We start from the raw sequence: 2,331 nt of genomic DNA, 5'->3' as shown, positions 1-2,331 counted from the left end.
TGAACAGTGGCGCGACCTCAAGAAACGCTATCCTTCAGCAGTCCTTTGCGTCGCTGGAGACTACAACACAGATATGGGCAGCGGTCGCATCTACGGCACGAAGCGTGGAATTGAAATGCTGAATGAAGCATTCGACGAGCTTGATCTGGTCTGCGCGACTGCGCCGAATTTGATGCCTGCTGGAATGTTGGCGCGTCCTCCGATTGATCACGTCGCAGTTTCCAGACGGACAGGAATTACCATCAAGGTGGTGGATGCTTTTGAAGGAAAAGTTGGTTCACCCAGACTAAGTGATCACAGCGCGGTCGTTGTCGAAATTTTCTGAATCGGCTCCGAACCGCCGGATACTAGTGCCCATCGCCAAAACGCCATACGTCTTGATTTTGTGGAGGCATATTCTGGACGTACCCTTGCCAGCTGATAGTGATCGTTCGTTCGCGGCTAGTCCCGCGGCTCCGGCTTCTCGCGCCCGTCCCATATCACCTCGCCATCATAGAGCGACACCGTCGACAGGCTCATCTTGGCCGAGCCATCCACAGGCTTCCGCGAAAACGACACGTACATCATCGAGTCGCTTGCCCGGTCGTAGATACGGCGCACGGCCAGCTGCTTGAAGATCAGCGAGCGCCCCCGGTCCCAGACTTCCTCGCCGGAGCGATCGAGATCGATCTTCCCGATGACAACCGGTCCGGTCCGCACGCACGAGATGGATGAATTGGACGGATCCTCGAACCAGTTGCCCTTGCCGATCCTGTCCCAGACGCCGCGGTCAAAATAGGCGATATGGCAGGTTATGCCCTGCACCTTCGGATCGGCCAGCCGGTCGATCTTGATTTCATTGCCAAGCCAGTCATTCTTGAACTCGCCCGCCTCGCGGTCACCGCCAGTGCAGGCGGCGAGGACGAGTACAGCCGCGGTGAGGGCGGCGCGTCTGATGTTGGATGTCATATGCAATGAACCTCGTCACTGAGTGGAGGTTCCGCACGCACGCGCCTCACGCCGCCTCTTCGTCTTCTTCGGCAGCGGTGCCGTCTTCCTCGTCATCGAAGACAAGAATGTCTCCCGGCTGGCAGTTCAGTTCGCGGCAAAGCGATTCAAGCGTTGAAAACCGGACGGCCTTGGCCTTGCCGGTTTTAAGGATGGAAAGATTGGCGAGTGTGACGCCGACACGGTCGGACAGCTCGGTCAGAGACATGCGGCGCTCAAGCAGAACGCGGTCGAGAGTTACGCGAATGGCCATATCTGTTCTCAGGCCTCCTAAATCGTCATTTTCTCTTCCTCGCGCAGCCGGGACCCTTCCCGGAAGACTTGCGCAAGGATGAAGAGGGCTACCACCGCAGCCCATGCTGCAAGGTTTATGCTGAGACGGACCGGCTGTTCGCTGCCGAGGTCCACAAATGCGTTAAGCAGGAAAACCGTTACGTAGCGGGCAAGTTCCACGAGCGCGATCGCAAGCGCGATCCGCGTCAGCCGTGGGCCGTTTTCCGGAACGAAGGGATCGCCATCTGCCAGCGTCGAAAGAATGCGCTTCAGCTGCATGCAGACATAGATGATCCCAGGCGCAAACACGACGAGACCGGCCAGTCCTGCAATGAATTGTCCAGGTTTAACGCCGTCGACATAGGTCTCCATGCCGGGCACCTTGATCGCCCCGCCATTCAGGCTGCCGATCAGGCCCGCCGTAATCAGAACGAAAGCGAACGCGCCTGAAATAACGGCGATCCAGATGATGACTTGCATCATCATCGACATGAAGGCGGCCATGGAGTTTTGCTGCCGGATACTCATATGTGTTCAGTCATTCCTTGGGTACACAAACCGCAATCTATAGCCTCAAACCTGTAATTTACCGTTAAACGATAATACTATTCATCAATAAAGCAAGATCGGAGCCGCATTCATTCATGACTCGCACGCTTGGAAAAGGCCGACTGGTCGCCGCGACCCATAACAAGGGAAAAGTCAAAGAGCTCAAGGACTTGTTTGAGCCTCTTGGGATGGAGGTTGTCTCCGCCATCGAGCTTGATCTCGATGAGCCAGAAGAGACCGAGCAGACCTTCTCGGGCAATGCGCTGATCAAGGCGCGCGCCGCCTGCAAGGCGACGGGTGCGCCAGCGCTCTCTGATGATAGCGGCCTTGAGGTCGAGGCGCTTGGCGGCATGCCAGGCGTGCACACGGCGATCTGGGCCGGACAGCCCCGCGATTTCTACAAGGCCATGGAAAAGGTCGAAACCCTCCTGCAGGAGATCAACGCAAAGGACCGGCGAGCCCGCTTCGTCTGTACGCTGGCGGTGGTCTGGCCGGACGGGCATGAGGAAGTCTTCGAAGGCA

General features: G+C 57.4%; 5 protein-coding genes. 2 read left to right on the top strand and 3 right to left on the bottom strand.

From position 1 onward, the window contains the following. A partial coding sequence (locus tag WA989_RS10515; RefSeq protein ID WP_424340450.1) for a hypothetical protein occupies window positions 1-325 on the top strand: 325 nt, incomplete at its 5' end. A 116-nt stretch (window positions 326-441) separates the two neighbouring features. Here the strand turns inward: WA989_RS10515 and WA989_RS10510 are convergent. Genes WA989_RS10510 through WA989_RS10500 form a run of 3 tightly spaced genes read right to left on the bottom strand, consistent with a single transcriptional unit; the run spans window position 442 to window position 1,788 of the window. Further along, window positions 442-948 carry a CreA family protein gene (locus WA989_RS10510; RefSeq protein WP_424340449.1) on the bottom strand — a complete coding sequence of 169 codons (507 nt, stop codon included), beginning with the start codon at window positions 946-948 and terminating at the stop codon, window positions 442-444. A gap of 46 nt (window positions 949-994) precedes the next feature. Then, the gene (locus WA989_RS10505; protein ID WP_424340448.1) at window positions 995-1,240 is read right to left on the bottom strand and encodes a helix-turn-helix domain-containing protein; all 246 of its coding nucleotides are present in this window, start codon (window positions 1,238-1,240) and stop codon (window positions 995-997) included. A 17-nt stretch (window positions 1,241-1,257) separates the two neighbouring features. After that, complete coding sequence (locus tag WA989_RS10500; RefSeq protein ID WP_424340447.1) at window positions 1,258-1,788, bottom strand: DUF2975 domain-containing protein; 531 nt, start codon at window positions 1,786-1,788, stop codon at window positions 1,258-1,260. A 116-nt stretch (window positions 1,789-1,904) separates the two neighbouring features. On the opposite strand from WA989_RS10500, the gene WA989_RS10495 reads away from it, so the two are divergent. After that, window positions 1,905-2,331, top strand: a 427-nt coding sequence (locus WA989_RS10495) for a non-canonical purine NTP pyrophosphatase (RefSeq protein ID WP_424340446.1), incomplete at its 3' end; no start/stop codon positions are given.

This window comes from Henriciella sp., from assembly GCF_049649345.1.
Classification (GTDB): domain Bacteria; phylum Pseudomonadota; class Alphaproteobacteria; order Caulobacterales; family Hyphomonadaceae; genus Henriciella.
Note: the sequence above shows the minus strand (reverse complement) of the source record. Positions and strands in the feature narration are given on the sequence as shown.